Genomic DNA, 23,515 nt, shown 5'->3' with positions numbered 1-23,515 from the left:
TCAGACAGACTACAAGAGCTTCCTTTCTCCAAAGCAGATCAGGCTGCATTGAAGTTATTACATCGTTGTGTGAACTTAGGTTGTGTAGAGAACCGGACTAGTGGTTTACCGGGAGGCGAGGCCTCTAAAAAAGAGGATCGGCAAGTAGCAGAAATAAAAAAGGGGTCTGAATAGACATTCAACCCCGCTTTAAAATCCAATATCCTATGAAAAACCGAGGTAAAAATAAGGGTGAATTTTGACATGTGCAATACCATTTTGTGGTTATAGTAAAAATACTCTCGAAAAGGTGGTTTATCGATGCCAAAAGGGGCGATTATACCGGAATTAGGGGATAACACTTTCTAAGTTTTTACAATACACGCGTAAAAACCCGTTCGAATAACCGATTTGCTACCGGTTGTTAGTTTTTAAGGAGGCGTTCCTGGGTTACGATACCAGTAGTAAGATTACTAATACGGAGGAGATACATTCCCTTTTCGAGTGATGCCACATTGAGGGTTTGCAGGCCCTGCAATTTGTTTTGTGTGATGCGTACTTTACCATTGGCATCAACTACCTGGATATCGAGTGCAGATTCTGAACGAATGATAAGGACACTATCGACGGGGTTGGGATAGAACCTAAATGAAATATCGCCGGCAATGATAGCAGTAATCGTTTTTGAATATTGCACAGCACCCTGTTTGCCGGCAAACCGTACGCGGTATAAATTACGTCCTTTGGCGGGCGCATCATCGATCCATTCATACCAGATGCCGGTATTGGATTGTTTAAGCACAGCGACTGTTTCAAAATCGCGGCCATTGCTGCTACGCTCTACGGCTATAAATTCAGTGGTATTATTATTCAACATCCGCCAGTTGAGAATGACTTTTGCATTATCCCGGATGGCTGAAACGAGGTCGGTAAGGTAAATGGCTGAGTCTGGAACAGCTGCTGCTGTTTCTACCGGAGGCGGTCCGGTTGAAGTATCCTGGGCTACACACAAGTGTGTCCACAGGCTTACCAAGCATATCAGCAAACCTTTCTGCATAGAATTTAACGGGAGTGTAAATGGGAAATAGTTATTAACAATTACCGTGCCCAGATGTGGAAAACGCGATATCTGCCTGAAAATTATTTCGATCGCGTTAAAGATTCCTCAAAATGCAGTTACCTTTTCAGCCCAAAACCTTTAAAATACAAGCTATGTTGACATCAAGACGAATAGATGCGCGTAAGCGAATTGCACTGGTAGCGCATGATAACAAGAAGAAGGACCTGATAGACTGGGCAGAGTTCAACAAGGTTGTATTGGCCAAACATGAGCTGATAGCCACCGGCACGACGGGAAAATTGCTGGAAGAAAAGCTGGACCGCCCTGTCAAGAGGCTGTTAAGCGGTCCGCTGGGCGGCGACCAACAAATAGGCGCCCTCATAGCAGTTGGAGAAATCGATGTCATGATCTTTTTCTGGGACCCCATGGAAGCGCAACCACATGATAGTGATGTAAAGGCCTTGCTCCGGGTAGCGATTGCCTGGAATTGCATTGTGGCCTGCGACCGGTCGACGGCGGATTTTGTACTAACCTCCCCCCTTATGCAGTCTGACTACGCGGCTACATTACCGGATTATACGGAGTACCTGAAAAGGAGGATCGAGAATAAGTAGATCGGTTTCGGGTTTTGAGTTTGGTGTTTAGGGTTGTTTAGGTGTAGCAAGCTGATTTAAAGAGATTGAGCCAGCTTATCAATATCAATTAGTTACAACGGTTCTTTGTAGCCAACATCTGCGCACGAAAATTGTTATAGATACGGCCTGCCCAGGTTTGCAATGGTGGCTTCAGGAATAATGGATAACTTACCTGCAGCGGCTAATGCTGTAAATTTGCAGGCTTCTTTAACAACTATATGCCTTTTAAATTACACGCACCTTTCCCTCCGGCCGGAGATCAGCCGGAAGCGATCCGTCAACTGACGGAAGGAATATTGAATGGCGAAAAACACCAGACCTTATTGGGGGTAACGGGCAGTGGTAAGACCTTTACCATCGCCAATGTGATCCAGCAGGTGCAACGGCCTACGCTGGTGCTCACGCACAATAAAACGCTGGTGGCCCAGCTATATGGGGAATTCAAGCAGTTCTTCCCGGAAAATGCTGTGGGCTATTTCGTGAGTTATTACGACTATTATCAGCCGGAAGCCTATTTGCCGGTGAGTGATACCTATATTGAAAAAGACCTCAGCATCAATGAGGAGCTGGATAAGCTGCGCCTGCATGCCACCACAGAATTGTTGAGCGGCAGACGGGATATCATTGTGGTAGCCAGCGTAAGCTGTATCTACGGTATTGGTAACCCCGCGGAGTTTGAAAATGGCATCATCCGTATACATCAGGGACAGGTACTTTCCCGGCAAGGGTTCCTGCATGGGCTGGTGAATGCGCTGTATATGCGGAGCCAGACAGACTTTACCCGCGGTACTTTCCGGGTAAAGGGTGATACGGTGGACATTAACCTTCCTTATATGGACTGGGGCTACCGGGTAACCTTCTTCGGAGATGAGATCGAAAGCATTGAAACGCTGGAGATCAATACGGGCAAACGGATCGGGGTGGTGGACAATGCCGCGATCTTCCCGGCCAATCTGTACCTGGCGCCGAAAGACATGATCAACGAGATACTGAACGAGATCCAGGATGAATCGCACGCACAGGTAGAATACTTTAAAAAGAACGGTAAATATATAGAAGCGCAAAGGTTGAGTGAGCGGGTGAATTATGATGTGGAGATGATCCGGGAGCTTGGTTATTGTAACGGGGTGGAGAACTATTCGCGTTTCTTCGACAGGCGTATACCGGGTACCAGGCCCTTCTGTCTTTTGGATTACTTCCCCAAAGACTTCCTGACGGTGATAGATGAAAGTCACCAGACGATACCACAGATCAGTGGTATGTATGGCGGGGACAGAAGCCGTAAGCTGATCCTGGTGGATTTTGGATTCCGTCTTCCTTCTGCGCTGGATAACCGTCCGCTGAACTTCCATGAGTTTGAGCAGATCGTGGACCAAACGGTCTATGTATCAGCCACGCCGGGTGAATATGAGCTGGAGAAGAGCGGTGGTATAGTGGTAGAGCAGGTAGTGCGGCCCACGGGACTATTGGATCCTCCCATTGAAATAAGACCTAGTGTGAACCAGATCGATGACCTGCTGGATGAAATAGACAAGCGGGTAACGAAGGGGGACCGGGTACTGGTGACCACGCTGACAAAGCGGATGGCGGAAGAGATGGATAAATACCTGCACCGGATCAATATCAAATCAAAGTACATACACAGTGAAGTAGATACGCTGGAGCGGGTGGAGATACTGCGCCAGCTTAGGTTGGGTGAGATTGATGTGCTGGTAGGGGTAAACCTGTTGCGGGAAGGTCTTGACCTACCGGAAGTATCGCTGGTGGCCATCCTTGATGCAGATAAGGAGGGATTCCTGCGTAATGAGAAGTCGCTGACGCAAACGGCAGGCCGTGCGGCCCGGAATGTGGATGGGCTGGTGATCTTCTATGCAGATAAGATGACGGAGAGTATGCAGCGGACGATCGATGAGACCACGCGCCGCCGGGAAAAACAGGTAGCTTTCAATATCGAACATAATATTACACCGCGCACGGTTGTCAAATCGAAAGAGCAGGTGTTTGCACAAACATCGGTATTGGACATCAAGGGATATGATCCCAAGAATCCTTATGCTCTTGCAGCGGATGAAAACCTGGTAGTACACGCTGCAGCAGAAGAGCAGGCGGTATATCAAACCATCCCACAGCTGGAGAAAGCGATCGGCAAAACGAAGAAGGAAATGGAAAAAGCTGCCCGCGATCTCGACTTTATGGAAGCGGCGAAGCTGAGGGATGAAATGTTTGGTATGCAGAAGAAGTTGGAGGAAATGAAGACGGGGCGATAGCCCCTTTTTTTGTCGCAAAACACCCGCAGAAACAGACAATTTTACCGCTTTTCATGTGGTCATTGTTGTTAACTTAGCAGCATGAGTCAAAAAGTATTTCTTCTCGACGCGTATGCATTGGTATTCCGTGCCTATTATGCATTGATACGCAATCCACGTATTACCTCCAAGGGCGTAAACACAAATGCTCAGTTCGGTTTTGTCAATACGTTGCTTGATCTGCTCAACAACCAGAAGCCCTCACATATGGCGGTGGCGTTTGATACCAGTGCTCCTACGGAGCGACATACAGACTTTGCAGAATACAAGGCCAACCGGCAGGAGACACCTGAAGATCTGAAGGCAGCTATTCCCGATATTAAGCGCATCATACGTGGCTTTAATATACCTATTGTAGAACTGGATGGCTATGAAGCGGATGACGTGATCGGCACGCTGAGTAAGCAAGCTGCCAAAGAAGGATTTGAAGTATACATGGTAACGCCCGATAAGGACTATGGCCAATTGGTGGAGGAAAGGGTCAAGATCTATAAACCCGGTTACCAGGGCGGGGATGCGGAGATCCTGGGCGTGAAAGAAGTATGTGAGAAATGGAATATCCAGGAAGTACACCAGGTGATAGATATACTGGGCCTTATGGGAGATTCGGTGGATAATATACCCGGCATTGCCGGGGTAGGAGAAAAGACAGCGGCTAAACTACTGGCCGAATATGGTACGCTGGAAAATGTGTTGAACAATGCAGATAAGATCAAAGGGGCTTTGGGTGAGAAGGTACGCAACGGAAAGAATGCGGCTATCCTTTCCAAAAAGCTGGCTACTATTATTACAGATGTACCGGTAAGTTTTCATGCAGAGGATTTCCGGGTAAAGGAAATGAACCGGGAGTTGTTGCGTGAAGTGTTTACGGACCTGGAATTTAAAACAGTAGCCAAGCGGGTACTGGGCGAAGAGATCGCTATCACGGCCGGGAAGGCAACGGCACCGGAGGGCGTGCAGACAGATCTGTTTGGCAATCCAGTGGAAAGCAAGAAGAAGAATACAGAAGTCAGAATACAGCATACAGAAGGCGCAGGCACGGAGACAGAAGGGGCAGACAGCGAACGGGTAGACAGCACGGAGGCTATTGTGGCCGGAAAGACGATTCACAATACGCCTCATAAATATGTTGCCATCACAGGCGATGCGGCCATTACGACACTGGTAAAAGAATTACTGGAGCAGCCGGAAGTTTGTTTTGATACAGAGACTACGGGATTAGATGCGAATGATGCGGACATGGTGGGTATGAGCTTCTCCTATACAGTTGGAGAAGCGTATTATGTACCGGTGCCGCCCGGCGACGTGGAAGGCACCAAGGCCATCCTGAAACAATTTGAAAAATTATTCAACAAGACGGATATTACCTGGGTGGGACAGAACCTGAAGTATGATATGCTGGTGCTTAAGTGGTATGGCTATGAGCTGAAGGGAAACATCTTTGATACGATGCTGGCGCATTATGTGATCGAGCCGGACGGCAAACGTAGCATGGATATCATGAGCGCACAATATTTGGGTTACGAGCCGGTACATATTGATGAGCTGATTGGCAAGAAAGGCAAGAACCAGGGTAATATGCGGGATGTGCCACTGGAAAAGATCACGGACTATGCGGCTGAAGATGCTGATATCACGCTGCAGCTGAAACAGATCTTTGCCCCGCTGCTCAAAACGAAAGCAGTTGAAAAGGTATTCCTGGAAGTAGAGAACCCGCTTGTAAAGGTGCTTACAGATATGGAGTTTGAAGGGGTAAAGGTAGATATCGAGTTCTTAAAAGATTATTCGCTGCAACTGGATAAGGAAGCCAGGCAGGCAGAGGAAAATGTATACCAGCAAGCAGGATTAAAGTTCAACCTGGCCTCTCCCAAGCAACTGGGTGAAGTATTGTTTGAAAAACTGAAGCTGGACCCCAAGGCCAAAAAGACGAAGACGGGCCAATATGCTACAGGGGAAGATGTACTGCTTAAGCTGGCCAATCAAAGTAAGATCGTGGAAGATATCCTTGCCTTCCGGGAGTTGACCAAGCTGAAGTCTACTTATGTGGATGCGCTTCCCGAAATGATCAACCGCAAGACAGGCCGTGTACATACATCTTATGCACAGGCGGTGGCTGTTACCGGTCGTTTATCCAGTAACAATCCCAACCTGCAGAATATTCCTGTACGTACAGACAGGGGCAAAGAGATCCGTAAGGCCTTTATTCCCCGGGACAGTAATCATATCCTGCTTTCGGCCGATTATTCGCAAATAGAATTACGTATTGTAGCCGCTATTTCAGGTGACCCGGCCATGTGTGATGCTTTCAAGAATGCAAAGGATATTCACACAGCTACTGCGGCCAAAGTATACAGTGTGGATGAAAAGGATGTGACGAAGGAAATGCGCTATAAGGCGAAGAGTGTGAATTTCGGCATTATCTACGGGCAAGGAGCTTTTGGCCTGGCCGACAACCTGGGTATCAGCCGTACGGAAGCCAAAGAGATCATTGATACGTATAAGAAGCAGTTTGCGAATATCCAGAAGTATATGGATGATACGATCAACTTTGCCCGGGAAACAGGCTATGTGGAAACGTTGATGGGCCGCAAGCGCTGGCTGCGTGATATCAACTCCTCCAACTTTACAGTACGTGGATTTGCAGAGCGCAACGCGATCAACTCGCCTATTCAGGGCACGGCGGCTGATATGATCAAGCTGGCCATGATAAAGATCCAGGAAACGTTCAAAAAACATAAGTTTAAATCGAAGATGATCCTGCAGGTGCATGACGAGTTGATCTTTGATGCTACGCTGGATGAAGCAGATACTATTATGCCGATTATCATAGATTGTATGCGTGGAGCTTTGCCATTACCCAATGGGGTGCCGGTGGAAGCAGAGATCGGCAAGGGTGAGAACTGGCTGGTGGCGCACTAACCTAATTATTCTTTCCATACTTATTACAAGGCTGGCCGATCGGGCTGGCCTTTTTTGTGCGGCAACAGGAAAACACTAATTGGTTGCAGGCGTATTCTTATGCTTGTTAAGGGCTTTTTGGATGCGCTCGTGGTAGAGGATCTGATCATCGAGGGTTTTGGTCATGAGTTGAAGATCGAGGTGTTTGGGATTGCGGGCACGGAGGCCGAGGTAATTCTCTTCGCTGAAAAACTCATCACGGGCAGCCTGGAGTTCGGTGATCTTATTGCGGAAGGAATCTCCTTCTATAAAAGGTTTGTCGAGCAGGTTATTCTTTTGAGCGTACTGCTGCATATCGGCCAGAAGCTGCTGGTTGAGGTTAGTAACCTGTTCAAATCTTGCCACAAGCTCCTTTCTTTTCCGCTCAGGCTTGAGCAGAAAAGTTGGTCTGTACCATGCGAAATAACCCAGCACTAATGCTGCCAGCAAAATAATCGTAATCGGATCCATCGGTAAGCAATGCAAAAGTGAATAATCGTACGCACACAGAAAAGCTACGATTTTTTTCTATTCAAACCGCCGGGTGTGGAAGAAGAGGAGAGCGTTCAGCAGTCAATGTATAAAAAGCAGGCTGCTTTGTGGAATAATCTCAGCAAAAAAGCGGTTACACACCGGTAGTGTATGTAACCGCTTTAATTATTGAGCTGCCTGGCGGCTTATCTGCTTAGTTTATGTGCAGGTTATCGGCATTTAGCTTATCATGTAAAATGATCAGCACATCGCTTTTCGCTTCTTCGGCTTTAGCTACATCGGCACACCAGAAGAAGGCCTTGAGATCGAATCCGTCTTCATTTACTTTGGTAAAGAGTATTTGTGGTTCCCGGTTGTCAAATACGAAGCGGGAGGTTTGGATGGCCTTTTTAATAGCAGAAGACACTACCTCCATATCGCGGCTGCCACTAACCGATAGTTCCATTTCCAGGCGTATCTGGTTATTAGAGAGGGTCCAGTTGGTAATTTGTTGAGAAAGGATATCTCCGTTGGGGATGATCACTTCTGCGCCATCGGGTGTGAGCAAGGTGCTGGAGCGTAAGCCTATTTCACGTACGCGACCCGACTTATCTCCTACATCCACCACATCGCCGATCTGTAGTGGTCTATCGAAGATGAGAATGATACCGGATACAAAATTGTTAACGATGTTCTGTAAGCCCAAACCAATACCGACACCGAGAGCGCCCAGGACGATGGTTATTTTATCTACGGGTACACCCGAAGCGGCCACGGCCAGGAAGTAGCCGAGGCAAAGCAGGATGAGCCTTGCTATGAGCAGTCTTGAACGCTGTCCTTTATTGTGTATCTCCTCATCATTGCCGGTATCGCCAAAGAAGTAACCTACATATTTCTGCAGGAGGTGGGCTATCCAGATGATGAGGAAGAAGAGCAGTACGCCGCCAATGGTAAAATAAGCGTTGCCAATGTGGCGGGGTGTTTCCATGAAGGTGGTCAAGCCACCAAGTACGGTAGTATAGATATTGAGGTTGGTGGTAAATACGATCAACCACAGTATGACGACCAGGAAAAGCAGGGGGCGACGGAAGCCATCGAGTACATGCTGGTATTCAAAGCGGCTTTGCACTCCCCGTTTTACGCGGCTGGTCATGATCTGCAGCAGGATGGCTTCCATAAAAATCTTGCTGAATACAGCCAGGCCGATGGCCTGGGTAAAGGCGAAGATGGCGGCATTGCCAAAGATCTGCGCCAGGGAAAAGCGACCCCACAGGTTAAACAGGATGGACAGGACATTCATCACATTGTGCAGGATGATCACAAAGCGGAGGAACCCTTTGAGGTGGAGGTGCTCTTTCATTTTAGAGAGGAAGAGGAGGCCAAAAACAACGGACAGGATGTTGAGCAGGATGAGCCACATGCGTTGCCAGAAACCAGGATCTACCATATGGTGGGTGGCTGCAAAACAGATGTACAGGATGGCCATGACTACCCAAACCCAGAAGAGGTTGCGCGGCCATTTCTTCCAGCAGATGATGGTGAGGATGATCAGCAGCAGGAACTGCATGGATTCAATATAGGCGGCAGGGGCATGGAGATCGAACAGGGGTGCGATGGAAAACATGATCACAAAGGCAGAAACGATGTAACCGGAGGGCAGGTATTCAAAACCGAGGTCCTGTATGGCGTGCATGGCTTTGAGGCGTTTCAGGATGCGTATGTTGCGGTATATCCAAAAGAAGAAGAGCAGGCCGATGAGCAGGAGGAAGAACCTTTTGTGGCCGCTGTCTTTAAAGTAGTACCGCAGGGCTTTCTTTTCTCCGTCATACGCTTTGCCAAAAGAGGAGCGGGCGCTTTCGGAAAGGTTGGAAGTATCTTTTTCCCAGAGGTAATTGTATTCTTTGCCAAAGATGCGGGCAGCGGAGGTATTGAGCAGGGTATTTACTTTTTCCAATAGCTGGGCAGTGGTAATGGCATTGGACGAGTTCTTTGTTTGCAGGAGGTTGATGGTGGCGATGCTTTCCCGCAGGTGGCGGGTGCTGGAGCGCCAGTTTTCGCGCATGTCCTTTAAAGGGGCGCTGAATTGCTGGCGGAGCAGGGAATCGCGCATCAGTTGTCTTAATACGGTATCGGCCATGAGGGTTTTCATGCTGCTGCGCAGGCCGTCGAGCTTATGTTCGGTACTGTCAAGTACTTCGCGGTTATCTTTCCCTTCGCGTTGCAGGTTGAGGAGGAGGGTTCTGAACACTTGCAGGTTGCGCATGTTGAGGGCACGGCTGTTGTTGAGTACATTGTCTTTGAGTACGGCTAGTACGGAATCATTGTCGGCCAGCTTTTCTGTGATCTCGCGGATGGCAAGGCCGAGCTCGCTTTTATTTTCGATATTGTCCAGGATCACATATGTTTTCTCGATCTGGAGCTGGTAGTCGCTGCTGGTGAGTTTGGCAGAGTCGGCGAAAAGGGAGGACATACCGCCTCTCCGGGGGCGGCTGGAATCTGATTGTTGCCGGGCGGAATCGCTGCGGCCGGGAAATCGACCTTGTCTAAAACGGGCAGAGTCCTGGGCTGCGGTGGCCAGGGAGCATAACAAAAGGATATAACCTGCTACCAGGTGGCGCCAGCGGTTTTTCATGTGTTGATTTTTTGCTGGCGCTAAACTATAAAAAGAAAGCTGGATTTCGAGGATGGGGGGAACCTGATAGTCCAACTTACTGTCTACCTGTTCCTTTAAGGCGTTCTTTACGCCAACGCAGGGTTTTTATTTTAAATACTATTATAATTAATTATATTTATGTCTGCTGTCTTATATTGACTTATGAGACTTTGATAAAGAAAATAAAGGATCGGCGCGCTTCTTTTTACAGTTGGTTTTTTAAATTAAATTTGTATCAAATGGTGTATATGGCAAAAGCGTTGGAGCAGGAAATGAACAAATACTTTATGCAGTTGGATGAGGCTGATAAAAAATCAGTTTTGCAACTTCTTAAATCTTTCATCAAAAGGAAAAAGGAAGGCAGTAAGAGTGCGAGTACAATAGCAGCCTATAATAAAGAGCTGGATGAGGCTATGGAGCGTATCAATAACGGAGAGTTTACTACGCTCGAAGAGTTGGAAAAAGAAATGCAATCATGGTAAAACAGGCGCTGATTGTTGTAATAGACAATAGTGCAAAGCGTCAATTGAAGGAAATTTATGAATATATAAAAAAGGATTCCCTTCAAAATGCGGAAAAAGTAAGTCACAATATCCTTCTCTCCATTAAAGCCCTTCTCAAAAATCCGTTACACCATTCTCCTGATAAGTATCGTTTAAACAACGATGGATCATACAGGGCTTATGAGCTCTACAAGTATCGTATTACATACCATGTATCTGCGCAGGAAATCAGGGTTATCAGAATACGGCATACGAAAATGAACCCACTGCTATATTAACATTTAACATATCTGCCCGCTTCTTAAACAGCGACGAAGCAAATGGAATGGAAGCTTGAGATTTTCTAAATCTGCCCTTCTCCAGTTTTTATTGTTATAATTTCACCGGCACAAAATGCGTGTATTATGCCTATTAAACCCATTCGTATTTTTATCACCGGCGGTACTTTCGACAAGGAGTACAATGAACTGAATGGTCAGCTGTTCTTCAAGGATACGCAGATGCATGACCTGCTGGAAATGGGTCGTAATAAAGTGCCGGTGGTGATCAGGACGTTGATGATGATCGACAGCCTGGATATGACGACACAGGATCGTGAACTGATCGTGCACCAATGTGTGCAATGTGAAGAAGACAAGATCATTATTACGCATGGTACGGATACGATGGCTATTACTGCCAAAGTGCTGGCTGAAAGCATCAAAAATAAAACGATCGTACTGACGGGGGCCATGATCCCCATCAAATTCGGTAGCTCGGATGGATTGTTCAACCTGGGTAGCGCCATGGCCTTCGTACAATCGCTACCTCCCGGCGTGTATGTAGCTATGAATGGCCGTTACTTCAGTTGGGACAATGTGCGGAAGAATAAACAAACGGGTATTTTTGAGGAGATCGAGTAGTCTGAACCTGGATTTTTTGGATTTAGGGGATCTGGAGGAGAGAGAGGGTCTATATTTTAACATATCTTACAGGTAGGCAAGGCCGATCTTTACTGTATGCCTTGCTGGCATATCCCTAAAAATTTTATCTTTTGTTTAAGAGCATAGCCCCTGATAAGTGGAGACATTTTTACGCCGGCATCGTGATGGGTGCGGTGCTACAAGGATTGGGCTGGTGGCTGATGCCGAACAATGCCGGCCTGTCGGTACTTATCGTTCTTGCGCTCGTGGTCATCATCAGTTATGGATTTGAGCTTTTCTCTCTTATAACTGGTCTCGGCGTTTATGATTTTATGGATGCGGTAGCTTCGGTCATCGGCGGCGTTTTTGGGCTGGGACTGGCTTTGCTGGCCTGTTGCTGGCTGTTCTGATCGGGCAACTCCCGCTTTTTTCCTACTTTCGGTGGTCAAATTATGTTACAAAAGAAGAAGATAGACGTTGATGTGATCAAAGATGTACTGGAAGCCATGCTGGCGGCCAGGCCTGATTCTACTTTCATCAAAAGTCTTTCTCATCAATACGAAGAAAGGGGTGGGTTGAGTAAAAAGCAGCTGGAAGGGCTTTACCAAAAAGCGCTGAAAGTTGAGTCGATCCCCGACGGCAAGCTGGCCACGCTGGAAGCGGTGATCATGAAAAAACCTACGCGTTATAAGTCTGCCCCTCCCCCACCCAAACCTTTGTACAGCAAAGACGAACATGTGGGGCAGATGATCGAAGGAATTCTCGCCAAATATCCCCAGCACAAAAGGGTGCTTTTCTTCCAGGTGAAATACAATAACAATGAAACGCTTACGCCCCCGGAGATCACGGAGCTGGAGAAGTTTAACAGGATGCTGAGTAAGTGAGTCGGCAATCGGCGTTCGAGAATCAGCAGTGCGTTTGCTTCGAAAACTTTTGTTTCGATAGCAGATCCCTCCCTGCGGTCGGGATGACAATAAGGGGATCGGAAGGACAATAAGGGGGTCGGAAGGACTGCAAGACGACGGAATAGCTACAAAACGACCGGAATGACAGAGCGCGATCGGAATGAGTACAGGGCGGCCGGAATAACTACAAGATGACCGGAATGACAAGGAAGGGGACCCGGGGCCTTTCAGGTAACCCGCAGGGGTCGGGGAGATTTGACGTACTTTTGCGAAATGCAAGTATCTTCTTTTTCTATCGCGGACACGCTTTCCAATTTGCAAATTGATGCGTTGAATGAAATGCAGGAGGCTTCGCTGGAAGCCAATAAGAACTCCGATGCGGTGTTGCTGCTGTCGGATACGGGCTCGGGTAAGACCCTCGCCTTCCTGCTGCCGGTAACACAATTGCTGGACAGGAGCAGCCGGGTAACGCAGGCGCTGATCATTGTGCCTTCGCGGGAACTGGCCATGCAGATCGAGCAGGTGTTCAAAAAAATGGGAAGTGGTTTCAAGATCACCTGCTGTTATGGCGGGCATTTGCGGGAAACGGAGGAAAACAACCTGAAGCAAGCACCAGCACTGATCGTAGGTACACCGGGCAGGCTGGCGGACCATATCCGGCGTGGGAACATCGTCACTACGCATATTGAGACGCTGGTGCTGGATGAGTTTGACAAATCGCTGGAAGCGGGTTTTGAAGAGGAAATGTCTTTCGTGATCGGCTCGCTGCCGGCTTTGAAGAAAAGGATCCTGACCTCGGCTACAGAAGCGGTAGCAGTGCCGGCTTTTGTAGGATTAAAGGACGCTGTGGAGATCAATTTCCTGACGGGTGAAAAGTCGCCCGCCCTGGCGGTCCAGCTGGTGCGGAGTAATGAGGTTGACAAAACAGACACGCTGTTCCGGCTGATCTGTGCGCTGGGCAACCGGTCGACGATCGTATTCTGTAACCAGCGGGAGTTTGTGGCGCAGCTCAGTACTTATATCAGGGACAAAGGGATACCCAATGTGTATTATCATGGGGCTATGGAGCAGCAGGAGCGGGATAGTGCGCTGTGTAAATTCCGGAATGGCAGTTCGAACGTGCTGGTAACTACTGACCTGGCAGCCCGCGGACTGGATATTCCCAATATCCGGTACATTGTACATTTCCAGCTTCCCACTACGGAAGAATCTTATACGCATCGCAACGGCCGCACGGCCCGCATGGACAAAAGCGGCACAGCCATCCTGGTGGTAGGCCCCAATGAATATGTGCCTCCTTATATCAAGCCAGCACCTACTGAGATCAAACTACCGGCCACCACAGAATTGCCCGCCAAGCCGGTATGGACAACCTTATTTATTGCGGCCGGCAAGAAAGACAAGGTGAACAAGGTGGACATTGTGGGCTTCCTGACGAATAAAGGGCAGTTGAAAAAAGAAGATATCGGGCTGATCGAAGTGAAGGACTTCTTTTCTTTTGTAGCGGTGCGAAAAAGCAAAGCAGGACATACATTAGAACAAATCAAAACGGAGAAGATCAAGGGTAAGAAGGTGAAGATCGAGGTGGCGAAGTAGGGACGGCAATCGGCAGTCGGCAGTGCGTTTGCTTCGATAGCGGATGTCTCCCTGCGGTCGACATGACAAAGAAGGAGGATTCGACATGACAAAGAAGGGGGATTCGACATTACAAAGAAGGGGGATTTGACACGACAGAGAAGGGTGAGGCGACACAGCAAAGAAGGGTGAGCCACCCCTTCCGGGCACAAACCCACACGCAGGGTGACCCACCCTATTTCCTTAAGTTACTCTGGTTCTGAGACCTCCATACGGCGTTCGCCGATCTGCTGGCGCCACATGGCGTAGTAAAGGCCTTTCTGGACGAGGAGTTCATCATGGGAACCAGATTCGGTGATCCTTCCTTTTTCCAACACATAAATGGTATCGGCATGCATGATGGTACTCAGGCGGTGGGCTATGAGTATGGTGATCTGCTGCCGTTGGGCTGAGATGGCGCGGATGGTTTCTGTAATGGCTTCTTCGGTCAGGGAGTCGAGTGCGGAAGTGGCTTCATCAAAGATCAGGAGGCGGGGGTGGCGCAATAAAGCGCGGGCAATGGACAGGCGTTGCTTTTCTCCACCGGATAGTTTGAGTCCGCCTTCTCCCAATATGGTATTCAATCCTTTCCCGGTACGCTTGACCAGGTTGGAAGCAGCTGCTTTTTCCATGGCGCCAAGCATGTCTTCATCGGTGGCATCGGGCTTTACAAAGAGCAGGTTTTCGCGGATGGTGCCGGCAAAAAGCTGGGTATCCTGGGTTACGAAGCCAATTTGCCTGCGCAGTTCATTGTACCGGATGAGGGAGGCAGGGATATCGTTGAAATAGATCATCCCCTCCTGTGGTTTATACAATCCTACCAACAATTTAACGAGGGTGGACTTACCGGAACCGGAAGGTCCTACAAAGGCAATGGTATCGCCGGTCTGCACAGAAAAGGAGATACCATCCATGGCATTTTGGTTGGCGGTGGAGTGCCGGAATACCACCTGTTCAAAACGCAGGTTATTCAATTGGTTCAAGGCTACTGGTTCGGGCGGTCTTTGTTCGATAGGCTTGCTCATAAGGGTATCGAACACGACGAGGGAGGCTTCAGCTTCGCGGTAGAAAACAATGATATTGCCCACATCCTGCAAGGGGCCAAAGATGGCATTGGAAATAAACTGCATACTGATGAGCTCACCGGTGCTGAGTACGCCTCCGAAAATGAGCCAGAGGAGGATGAAGAGAATGGACTGCTTCAACACATTAAGCACAGTGCCCTGGAGGAAGCTGAGGGTACGTGTTTGTCGGGTCTTCTCCATTTCAAGCTGGAAAATGCGGAAAGTGTATTCGCGCAGGCGCCTGATCTCGGGAAAGGTGAGGCCCAGGCTGCGTACCAGCTCAATATTGCGCAGTGATTCGGTGATAATGCCTGCCATGCGGTTGGTCTCGCGGTTGATGGAACGCTGGAGGGCTTTCATTTTGCGGCTCAGCATGCCGGTAAGGGTTCCCAGTACGAGTACGCCGATGATAAATACGGGGATGAGGGCCCAGTGTTTGGTAATGGCATACCAGATCAGAAATCCCACGCCTACGAGGGAGGAGAACAAAATATTAATAAAAGAGGTGATAAATTTTTCGGTGTCGGTGCGCACTTTCTGGAGGATGGCCATGGTCTCGCCGCTGCGTTGTTCTTCGTATTCATTGAAAGAAAGGCGGAGGGTCTGCCGGAGGCCGTCATTGAATATCTGCATACCAAATTTCTGCACGGCGAGGCGGGTGGTATAATCCTGGAAGGCTTTGGCGACCCTGGCCAGGAGGGCCACGCCCACCGCTATGGCCAGCCACCAGAGCACACCTTTGATGAGCTCATTGCGGGGGCGCAGGTTGATCTGCCCGGCATAATCATCAATGATCTTACCAAAGATGATGGGGTCGATCAATGACAATACCTGGGCGATAGCGGCCAGCACCAGGGAGAGCAATACCAGCCAACGCTGGGGATGTAAATATTTCCAAAGGATATGCATGTTATTTAATATACGATTAAACGAGCATTAAGTTCAAAAAAGGTTTGGGGTTGGGTGTTTTGAGTTTCGGGTTCGGAGGAGTTGGCAAGTGGTGGTTGTTAGAATCGGGTTGGAGGTTTGGGTTTGCTTTTTTGTGCGATGGGCGGTGCTTTTTGGCCAGTCCATCCATCAATAGGCACAATGAAGTTACAATTTTACTTTCCGGTCGTCATTAGGAAAGACTTTGCATTTATTTACAGTTGTTTTTATTATTTTCCTGATCGAATATTTCTTGTATGCTATATAAACCAGCCTTGCGCAAGGTGCTTATTTTAACAGGCATCCTTGTATCCTGTTCCTGCTTTGGACAAAAACCCCAAACGCCCCTTGTTGATAAGGCTTTTGCCTTCACAGATTCTGTATTGAAAGCGGGTGTCTTCGCCTTTAAGCGGCAAGAGTTAATCATTTCCCATGAGCAGGCAGCTATTTCAAAACGATACAGTGCCGCCATTGCCAAAAACAGGGAGTGGTGGAAGGCTTACGCCAAACACTATATTGACCTGAAACAGCCCATGCCTTACCATGAAAATTTTGGCATTACAAAAAAGGAGTATGAGCGCTACCTGCAATTATCAGAAAACCCTCCTCCTTCCCGATTAAAGTCACTGGGCATACAAAAAATCACTATCACCAAAAAGGCTGGCGCCATCAGCTTCCATGGGATGGGGGCACTCGCAGTGCTTGATTCGCTGACGATCCATATTCATAAAAAGATCATTACGCTGGGAAAAGATACGATCCCTGTTTCCGATGAGATCAATGCACCGGTTGAAACACCCTTCGGCCAATGGCATGGCTATAGCTGGCATTTTATACAATCCAATTTCAACAGCAAAGGGGCTTCTGAGGCATTGAAGCAGCGGGACATCATACTATGCATTGGCAAAAGCATTCCCGGCAAGCAGCTCATCTTAACCTTGAGTTCAAAGCGTACTGAAAATGGCGTCATTGAAAAACTTTTCGACATCATTGGTTTTATACAATAACTGAATCCCGTTTATGAAAAAGATCTTATTTGTTTGCTGTGCTTTCTCTTGTTCTTTTTTCGCCGCTGCCCAAGGCTGGCCCGATACGGTAGCGCATATTGAGAAAATATTCAGTCGGTATAACAGTCATACCGTGCCAGGGGCAGAGCTGGCGATCAGCCGCAATGGGCAGGTGATCTTTTCGAAGGCATGGGGCATGGCTGACCTCGAACACAATATCGCTTTAACGCCGCAATCACTTGTAGAGGCAGGGTCTGTATCCAAGCAATTTACAGCGGCATCTATCCTGTTATTGGAACAACAGGGAAAGCTTTCGTTGGAGGATGATGTGCGCAAGTATATTCCTGAGCTGCCGGACTATGGTAAGGTGATCACGCTGCGGCATATGATGCAGCATACGAGCGGGCTGAAAGACTGGGGCAGTGTGATGGACCTGGCAGGCTGGTCGCGGGGTACGCGGGTCTATTCGAATGAATATGCCTTGTATGTGATCTCGCTGCAGCAAACGCTGAACAATATACCGGGCGACGAATACATTTACAGCAACTCGAATTATAACCTGCAGGCGATCATTGTACAGCGGGTAAGCGGGCTGTCACTGGCGGACTTCACGAGTAAATATATTTTTGAGCCGGCAGGCATGAAGCATACGGAGTGGCGGTCTAATTTTAGAAAGGTGGTGAAGGATAGGGCTATTGCTTATTCAAAAGGCGGCGGGCAGAACTTCCTTATCAATATGCCCAATGAAAACGCTTATGGCAATGGAGGATTATTGACCACGGCAGAAGACCTGCTGATCTGGAATCATTATTACTTAAGTGGAAAACTGGGCAACCCTTCGCTATTGCCTAAGCAAACAGCAACCAACAAACTCAATAGTGGCCGGACGAATAATTATGCAGCGGGATTGATGCTGGACTCTATCGCCGGCTGGCAAGCCATATCGCATTCGGGAGCCACGGCGAGCTACCGTGCCAACCTGGAATATTTCCCGGAAGCGGGTTTGTCCATCGCCTGGCTCAGTAATACTTCGGCCTTCGACAGTGACACGCTGAATGTAAGCAATGCTGTGCGCCGGCTTTTCCTGCCTGTCCGGCCTGCTGCTCCGAGACCAAGGCCCGCTGCAGTAACGGTAGCTCCTGAGAAGCTGGCTGCTTATGCCGGCTGGTACCGCGATCCACGCAACAATGCAGGGTTGAAGCTGTATGTAAAAGACGGGAAGTTGAGCAGTTTGTTTCCTACTGCCAACCTTATGGCCATTGCCGATAATGTGTTTATGCTGGGCAACAACAAGCTGGAATTGGGCTATAAAAAGGGGTTATTGGCATCGGCAGGCCCGGAAAGTATTTATTATGAAAAGATGGAGGATGTGGATGCCAATCCCAAATACCTGGAAGACTTTGTGGGGCAATATTATTCGAAAGAAGCAGAGGCGATGTACTATATGGTACTGAAGGATGGCAGGCTGCTGCTGCAAATAAAACCAACGACCACTTTCCCTATGAACGCCACTTATAAGGATGCCTTTGATTGTACTTTTGGTCCGGTGTATTTTATACGTGACCTGAAGCGGGGCATCATGGAATTAAGAATATCTGTGGGGCGTGCGCGCAACGTAGTGTTCAAGCGGGTTTACACGGAGGCGCCTTAAGGGTCGATCCAATTTAAGATTAGTATAATTCCTCCAAGGACGACAGCGGGTAATATACTCAATATAAAAGCCACCCATTGGACGGGCTTGTGCTTTTTCTTATAACCGCGGTAAACCAGGTAGATATTGGCCAGGTAGAAAGCAACAATGCCGATGCCGATCCATATAGCTCCGAAGTCTGTTTCGGGCTCATCCAATATGCCGGCCGCAATAAGCCAACCGCCCGCTACTAACCAGGCAGCAGAAACAATGATCGTGATGATCCTTACGATGACTAACATAATTGTTTATTGATAGGGTGGGGCAAGCGCTTAGTACAGATCGGCAATAATAGTGCGCAATGTATTAAAAACAAAATGATCCCCGGCCTTTTTGTGTTGTATTTGTTGGGCGAGCGGAGCCTGAGGAGAAAGGAAGAAAACGGCTTTATCGCCAATGGTCACTTTACCCAGGCCAGCAGCTACAAAGAAGGTCGCTTTTTCACATTCAATCACAGCACCGCTGGTCACTGTATCGTAGAGCTGGTCTACGTTCACAACATGGAGGGCAGCCAGTTCTTTGGCCTGTTCTGCCAGTTGCCGGGCATGCATATCTTTTTGCAGGTGGCCCATAGCGCGGGAAGTCTCGTATTTATCGCCGGCGGAGCTTTTCTCTTCACCATTGGCGGCCTGCTGGGCATCATCCATGAGTGACCTGGCAGCGGTGATGCGTTGCTCAATAATAGCCAGTCCGGCTTGTTTGAGGGCCTGTTTGAAGGATATCTTTTCTGCGCGGGTCATGGCGCAAGATACGGTTCAGATCAGTTCGGAGAGGGTTTCGCGGGCATATTCGAGGGCGGCCACGGGGGATTCGAAGAGCCTGGGCTCGATGCCATCGATGAAGAGTTCACCGGAAACGTCGTCTGCCGGCTCCTGCCAGTAATAGGTGGCGGTGAAATATTCGGTGGGGATGATGTGTGGGTTTTCCCTTGGCACGAGGTGGGGTTCTATCACGACCCACACCTCTTTTCCGTTGATGGTTAGCTTTTCTGTCATGGCGGCTTTTATGGTACAAATGATAAAAGTCGTGCCAGCAGGGAGGGATTCCGGATGCAGGATTTAGGATATAGGATTGCTGCCGCGGTTTGTAGTTACCGACAACTTGCGGCAATTCGTGGGACACGAACCCTTGTTGCAGACGGGTAGCCCCGATGGGGCAAATAATGAATTTGATCACATTCATTGCTACAAAGCGGTAGCCCCGATGGGGCAAGAATACCCTTTGATTCGATTGGCTACAAAGCGGTAGCCCCTAAAGGGGCAGGGAAACCCGTTGATACGATCTTCCTTCTACAAAGCGGTAGCCCCTAAAGGGGCAGAAAACCCGTTGATACGATCTTCCTTGCTACAAAGCGGTAGCTCCCGCTGTTGCGGGACAAGCTCCGATGGGGCAAGAATACCCTTTGATTCGATCTCTGCAAAGCTGTAGCAGCAGCCATTATTGTTTTTTGGGAGGCAGGGCGAAAGCTACGGCATCGTGTTCAAAGTGGCCTTTGTGGGCGCCATCGCAGAAGGGTTTGTTCTGGGAAAGGCCGCAGCGGCAGATGGAAACGATCTCGCGTCCGCCCAGATCATATTTATTACCATTCCTGTCGACGATCTCAAAATCACCTTCTAATTTAACGGAGCCGTTGCTGTTGACCGTAATTTTTGTAGTAGCCATGTTGTTGAATTAAGGGCGCGAAAGTAAGGGAAATCGGGTTACGAGTTTTGGGTTTCGTGTTTTGAGTTGCTGCCGCGGTTTGTGAGTACTGCGTAAATGTGGGGGCAAATCTTGCAGGGGTGCGAAACCGGGAAGATCGCGGATCCAGGACTACTGCCAGGAGGTAAGTTGGGCGCCGGGGTCTTGTACCTGCTGGCCATCGGCCTGGGGCTCTACGAGGGGGATGATGACGGTAAAATACCGGTTGTCTTTTTCAATCCTTACTTCGGGGAGGTGGAGCATTTTGTAACGGGCATTGATGCTTTGGAGGCCAATGCCGGTAGATTCCACCATGCCTTCCCTTTTAAAAACGGTATTGCGCACCATGAGGTTATTGCCGGGGGCGGACATCAGTTCAATTTCCAGGGGGTGTTCTTTCTGGAGGCTGTTGTGTTTTACAGCATTTTCTATGAGCAACTGGAGGGTGAGGGGCGGCAGGCGCCATTCCTCATATTTTGCATCGAGGTGTATGTGGAGGCTGATGCCGTTGCCATAGCGGGTTTGCAGCAGGTGGTAATAGGACTGAATGAACTGGAGTTCCAGTTCGAGGGTGGTGAGTTCGGACTGGTTATTCCGGAGGAGGTAGCGGAATACCTTGGTGAGCTCATCGAGAAAGGATTCGGCCCGGGCAGGGTTTTCTCCTATGAGGGAGGAGAGGGAATTGAGGTTATTAAAGAGGAAATGGGGGTTTACAATGCCTTTGAGCTGGTTGAGCTCGGCCCGGAGCTTATCTTTTTCGAGTTGCTCTTTCTCTTTTTCGGTATGCCTCATTTTGGCATAATGGTAGAGGGTCTCGAAACCAGCCAGGAGGAAGAAGAAAATGAAGATGGCATTGAAAAAGGAATATCCCCAGAGGCCGGAGGCTACCTGGCTGTTATTGATCCGGACGAAGGATTCTGTAGGATAGTGAGTGGTGTCCTTGCCAGACAGGAGGTGGCGGACCCATGCACTGCACACCAGGAGGGTGGTGGTATAAGCCAGACCGGCTACAATAACGGCCCCCAGGCGCAGGGTGGGACTTAGCCGGTTTTTGTTCCATTTGCGGCTGTTGTAGATCAGGTAGCGGCTGCCCTCGCAAACCAATATGATACAGGCCAGGGAAACGAGGGTTCGCAGGATCTTTGGCAGGTCGGCACGCAGGAGTACATCATTGGTATAGAGTACCAGGATGAAGGGAAGCACCAGGACGAGTATGCGGAACCACTTATCACGAACCTTTATCAATGCAGCAAGGATTTATTGCCGGGTGGGGCATGATGAACCAATTTGCAAAGAAAAAATAGGAAGAGATGGGATCGGCAACATTGTGGATGAATTGAGGTTTTAGGTGTATGAATTGTAGTTAAAATAAATTTTCCAGGGCAGATTTGCTCCTGACATACTGCTGTCACTACCCGGGTGGAGCTTTGTGTTATAAATAGCAAACCTATGCTTTACACTTCCTTTCATCGATCAAGTCTGCTGACACAGCTTCAGGACCTGGCCACCTATAATTGCTGGGCGATTACGCGGCTTACAGACTGGCTGAAAAGTAAGCCTGCGGTGTTGCTGGAGGCCTCTGCGGCTTCCAGTTTTCCCGGTATCAAGGCTACGCTTTTACATATATGGGAAGTGGAGCGGGAGTGGATGGGGCACTTGCAGCAAAGACCGAATGGGTTGCAGCAGGGTATTGATGACGATCTTACGACTGTGCTGAACAGGCTGGTGGAGCAGGCAGCAGACTTTAGTAAATATGTACAATCGCTGACGGAAGAGGAGGTGCAGGAGGATTGCTATTGCCAGCTGTGGTTTTCAGAAACGATCTGCAGGCCGCGGTTTGAGATCATCCAGCATTGTCTGAACCACAGCACGTATCATCGCGGCCAGGTGGTTACAATCGGTCACCAGGTGGGCCTGAAGGATGCGCCAATGACAGATTATATGTTCTATGTGCTGAAGGTAAAAGAGCAGGCATCCGGGTCATCTAAAACAGAAACACCGGCTAACAGGAAGAATACGGACTCCTATGGCCGCAACAGTTTCCTGGCGGTCAATTTTTTCAGTAAACAGTAACTTAACAGCCAAAATACGCTTCATGAAAACAGCCGGCATCGCACAATACCGCTTATTGAACCAACAGCTTTCGGCGCCTGCTTTTAAAACTGCCGGTGAGGTTGTTCGCTGGATGGGGGCTATGCAGGCGCAGGATTATGCGGGGGCGAAATGGAGTATCGGGGTGCGGCTGCCCGGCTCCACGGATGCGGGTATTGAAAAGGCGGTTGGTAATAAAGAGATCATCCGTACCTGGGCTTTGCGGGGCACCTGGCATTGGGTAGCTCCGGCGGATGTGCATTGGATGCTGCGCATGGTATCGCCCATCATCCAAAGGAAATATACCCCTCACCTGCTGAAGGAGTCGTTGGACAAGGCAGCGGTGAAGAAGAGCAATAATATCCTGGTGAAAGCCTTGCAGGATGGGGAAGTGCTGACGCGGGAGGAACTGGCGGAAGTGTTGAAAAAGAAAGGGATCAAGGCTTCCCATTATGGCATCGGGCATTTACTGCTGCATGCTTCACAGGAGCAATTGATCTGTATGGGCCCGCGGCGGGGTAAACAATTTACGCATGTGTTGCTGGATGATTGGGTGCCGAAGGAACAGCGGTATGAACCGGCTGATCCGCTGGCGGAACTGGCTTTGCGGTATTATAGCAGTCATGGCCCGGCGACAGAAAAAGACTTTATGTGGTGGGCGGGTATTACGCTCGGGGATGCGAGAAAGGGAACAGCGGCGGTAAAGGATAAATTGGAAACAGTGGTAGTAGAAGGAGTGACCTACTTTATGCCGCCGGGATTACCTGACCTGAAAAAGAATGGTGCTGTACACTTGCTGCCGGGGTTTGATGAGTATCTGCTGGGTTATACCGATCGCAGTGCGGCGGTGGACAAAGCGCATTTACATAAACTGGCGATGACGGCCAATGGTCAGTTCAGTGCTACGATAGTGGCAGGCGGGCAGGTAAGGGGCATCTGGACCAGGACGGTGGGCACCAAAGAAGTGGCCATCGAAACGGAACATTTTGACAAAACCAGCCAGGCTGTACAGCAGGCTGTTGGGACCGCCGCCCGGCGATATGCGAAATTCCTGGGGTTGAAAGTGGCGTTAGAATAGGATATATTGCAGG

The 23,515-nt window shown here is 48.9% G+C and carries 22 protein-coding genes; 13 read left to right on the top strand and 9 right to left on the bottom strand.

What is annotated here, in order from left to right:
• Positions 1 to 403: 403 nt before the first annotated feature.
• Complete coding sequence (locus tag D3H65_RS23270; RefSeq protein ID WP_162915780.1) at positions 404 to 1,024, bottom strand: T9SS type A sorting domain-containing protein; 621 nt, start codon at positions 1,022 to 1,024, stop codon at positions 404 to 406.
• A 167-nt stretch (positions 1,025 to 1,191) separates the two neighbouring features.
• Here D3H65_RS23270 and D3H65_RS23265 point away from each other — a divergent pair, with 167 nt between their 5' ends.
• From D3H65_RS23265 to polA, 3 genes are all read left to right on the top strand, one after another.
• Positions 1,192 to 1,653 (top strand): methylglyoxal synthase, encoded by a 462-nt coding sequence (locus D3H65_RS23265; protein ID WP_119054623.1) that lies wholly within the window; start codon positions 1,192 to 1,194, stop codon positions 1,651 to 1,653.
• Between the two features lie 239 nt (positions 1,654 to 1,892).
• Positions 1,893 to 3,941, top strand: coding sequence for an excinuclease ABC subunit UvrB (uvrB, locus tag D3H65_RS23260; protein ID WP_119052611.1), 2,049 nt, complete (start codon positions 1,893 to 1,895; stop codon positions 3,939 to 3,941).
• A gap of 81 nt (positions 3,942 to 4,022) precedes the next feature.
• On the top strand, positions 4,023 to 6,899 hold the full coding sequence (gene polA / locus D3H65_RS23255; protein ID WP_119052610.1) for a DNA polymerase I: 2,877 nt from the start codon (positions 4,023 to 4,025) through the stop codon (positions 6,897 to 6,899).
• A 75-nt stretch (positions 6,900 to 6,974) separates the two neighbouring features.
• Here the strand turns inward: polA and D3H65_RS23250 are convergent, their stop codons facing one another.
• The gene (locus tag D3H65_RS23250) at positions 6,975 to 7,283 is read right to left on the bottom strand and encodes a hypothetical protein (protein ID WP_162915779.1); all 309 of its coding nucleotides are present in this window, start codon (positions 7,281 to 7,283) and stop codon (positions 6,975 to 6,977) included.
• Positions 7,284 to 7,602: 319 nt separating this feature from the next.
• Positions 7,603 to 10,020 (bottom strand): mechanosensitive ion channel family protein, encoded by a 2,418-nt coding sequence (locus D3H65_RS23245; protein WP_119052608.1) that lies wholly within the window; start codon positions 10,018 to 10,020, stop codon positions 7,603 to 7,605.
• A 269-nt stretch (positions 10,021 to 10,289) separates the two neighbouring features.
• Here D3H65_RS23245 and D3H65_RS23240 point away from each other — a divergent pair, with 269 nt between their 5' ends.
• From D3H65_RS23240 to D3H65_RS23215, 6 genes are all read left to right on the top strand, one after another.
• On the top strand, positions 10,290 to 10,523 hold the full coding sequence (locus D3H65_RS23240) for a hypothetical protein (protein ID WP_162915778.1): 234 nt from the start codon (positions 10,290 to 10,292) through the stop codon (positions 10,521 to 10,523).
• Complete coding sequence (locus D3H65_RS23235) at positions 10,517 to 10,822, top strand: type II toxin-antitoxin system RelE/ParE family toxin (RefSeq protein ID WP_119052606.1); 306 nt, start codon at positions 10,517 to 10,519, stop codon at positions 10,820 to 10,822. The genes D3H65_RS23240 and D3H65_RS23235 overlap by 7 nt, the downstream gene beginning before the upstream one ends.
• A gap of 126 nt (positions 10,823 to 10,948) precedes the next feature.
• A complete protein-coding gene (locus D3H65_RS23230; protein ID WP_211345534.1) occupies positions 10,949 to 11,446 on the top strand; it encodes an asparaginase domain-containing protein in 498 nt (165 codons plus the stop codon).
• A gap of 131 nt (positions 11,447 to 11,577) precedes the next feature.
• Positions 11,578 to 11,856, top strand: a complete 279-nt coding sequence (locus tag D3H65_RS23225; RefSeq protein WP_119052604.1) for a hypothetical protein — start codon at positions 11,578 to 11,580, stop codon at positions 11,854 to 11,856.
• A 42-nt stretch (positions 11,857 to 11,898) separates the two neighbouring features.
• Complete coding sequence (locus D3H65_RS23220) at positions 11,899 to 12,330, top strand: hypothetical protein (RefSeq protein WP_119052603.1); 432 nt, start codon at positions 11,899 to 11,901, stop codon at positions 12,328 to 12,330.
• A 294-nt stretch (positions 12,331 to 12,624) separates the two neighbouring features.
• Positions 12,625 to 13,947, top strand: a complete 1,323-nt coding sequence (locus D3H65_RS23215; RefSeq protein WP_119052602.1) for a DEAD/DEAH box helicase — start codon at positions 12,625 to 12,627, stop codon at positions 13,945 to 13,947.
• 227 nt (positions 13,948 to 14,174) lie between these two features.
• Here D3H65_RS23215 and D3H65_RS23210 read toward each other — a convergent pair whose 3' ends face one another.
• Positions 14,175 to 15,938, bottom strand: a complete 1,764-nt coding sequence (locus D3H65_RS23210; RefSeq protein ID WP_119052601.1) for an ABC transporter ATP-binding protein — start codon at positions 15,936 to 15,938, stop codon at positions 14,175 to 14,177.
• Positions 15,939 to 16,213: 275 nt separating this feature from the next.
• Between D3H65_RS23210 and D3H65_RS23205 the strand changes: the two genes are divergently transcribed.
• Together D3H65_RS23205 and D3H65_RS23200 are read left to right on the top strand one after the other, a co-directional pair.
• Positions 16,214 to 16,963 carry a hypothetical protein gene (locus tag D3H65_RS23205; protein WP_162915777.1) on the top strand — a complete coding sequence of 250 codons (750 nt, stop codon included), beginning with the start codon at positions 16,214 to 16,216 and terminating at the stop codon, positions 16,961 to 16,963.
• 13 nt (positions 16,964 to 16,976) lie between these two features.
• Positions 16,977 to 18,614, top strand: coding sequence for a serine hydrolase domain-containing protein (locus D3H65_RS23200; protein ID WP_119052599.1), 1,638 nt, complete (start codon positions 16,977 to 16,979; stop codon positions 18,612 to 18,614).
• On the opposite strand, the gene D3H65_RS23195 is transcribed toward D3H65_RS23200, so the two are convergent.
• The 5 genes from D3H65_RS23195 to D3H65_RS23175 form a co-directional block, all read right to left on the bottom strand.
• Positions 18,611 to 18,895 carry a hypothetical protein gene (locus D3H65_RS23195; protein WP_119052598.1) on the bottom strand — a complete coding sequence of 95 codons (285 nt, stop codon included), beginning with the start codon at positions 18,893 to 18,895 and terminating at the stop codon, positions 18,611 to 18,613. The genes D3H65_RS23200 and D3H65_RS23195 overlap by 4 nt on opposite strands.
• A gap of 30 nt (positions 18,896 to 18,925) precedes the next feature.
• Complete coding sequence (locus tag D3H65_RS23190) at positions 18,926 to 19,393, bottom strand: hypothetical protein (RefSeq protein ID WP_119052597.1); 468 nt, start codon at positions 19,391 to 19,393, stop codon at positions 18,926 to 18,928.
• Between the two features lie 15 nt (positions 19,394 to 19,408).
• Positions 19,409 to 19,648 carry a hypothetical protein gene (locus D3H65_RS23185; RefSeq protein WP_119052596.1) on the bottom strand — a complete coding sequence of 80 codons (240 nt, stop codon included), beginning with the start codon at positions 19,646 to 19,648 and terminating at the stop codon, positions 19,409 to 19,411.
• A 442-nt stretch (positions 19,649 to 20,090) separates the two neighbouring features.
• Positions 20,091 to 20,315 (bottom strand): CDGSH iron-sulfur domain-containing protein, encoded by a 225-nt coding sequence (locus D3H65_RS23180; protein WP_119052595.1) that lies wholly within the window; start codon positions 20,313 to 20,315, stop codon positions 20,091 to 20,093.
• Positions 20,316 to 20,465: 150 nt separating this feature from the next.
• A complete protein-coding gene (locus D3H65_RS23175) occupies positions 20,466 to 21,578 on the bottom strand; it encodes a sensor histidine kinase (protein ID WP_119052594.1) in 1,113 nt (370 codons plus the stop codon).
• 204 nt (positions 21,579 to 21,782) lie between these two features.
• Between D3H65_RS23175 and D3H65_RS23170 the strand changes: the two genes are divergently transcribed.
• Together D3H65_RS23170 and D3H65_RS23165 are read left to right on the top strand one after the other, a co-directional pair.
• Positions 21,783 to 22,406, top strand: coding sequence for a DinB family protein (locus D3H65_RS23170; RefSeq protein ID WP_119052593.1), 624 nt, complete (start codon positions 21,783 to 21,785; stop codon positions 22,404 to 22,406).
• A gap of 22 nt (positions 22,407 to 22,428) precedes the next feature.
• Positions 22,429 to 23,502, top strand: coding sequence for a winged helix DNA-binding domain-containing protein (locus D3H65_RS23165; RefSeq protein ID WP_162915776.1), 1,074 nt, complete (start codon positions 22,429 to 22,431; stop codon positions 23,500 to 23,502).
• Positions 23,503 to 23,515: the final 13 nt, after the last annotated feature.

Origin of the sequence: Paraflavitalea soli, from assembly GCF_003555545.1 — a bacterium.
GTDB classification, from domain to species: domain Bacteria; phylum Bacteroidota; class Bacteroidia; order Chitinophagales; family Chitinophagaceae; genus Paraflavitalea; species Paraflavitalea soli.
Note: the sequence above shows the minus strand (reverse complement) of the source record. Positions and strands in the feature narration are given on the sequence as shown.